Source organism: Pseudomonas sp. NY15356, from assembly GCF_048068175.1.
GTDB classification, from domain to species: domain Bacteria; phylum Pseudomonadota; class Gammaproteobacteria; order Pseudomonadales; family Pseudomonadaceae; genus Aquipseudomonas; species Aquipseudomonas putida_K.
Window position 1 is genome coordinate 1 of sequence record NZ_JBLUPW010000109.1, and the last position, 236, is coordinate 236.

1 protein-coding gene is annotated in these 236 nt (G+C 66.1%); it reads left to right on the top strand.

The window, feature by feature from the left end; genetic code table 11:
* A partial coding sequence (locus ACNFCI_RS24160) for a hypothetical protein (protein ID WP_416768454.1) occupies nt 1–236 on the top strand: 236 nt, incomplete at both ends.

Consider the following 236-nt stretch of genomic DNA (forward strand, 5'->3'; position numbering starts at 1 on the left):
TCGCCGTCACCGACGCGCTGAACCAGACCACCACGCTGGAGCGCAAACCGGACGGTGAGGTACTGAAGATCACCCACCCGGACGGCACCTCGGAAACCTTCACCTACAACGCCTTCGGGCAGGTACTCAGCCACACCGACGGCAAGGGCCAGACCACCCGCCTGCTGCGCACGGCCCGGGGTTTGCCGAGCAGCCGCCAGGATGCCAAGGGCCAGCGAATTCGCTACGAGTACGAC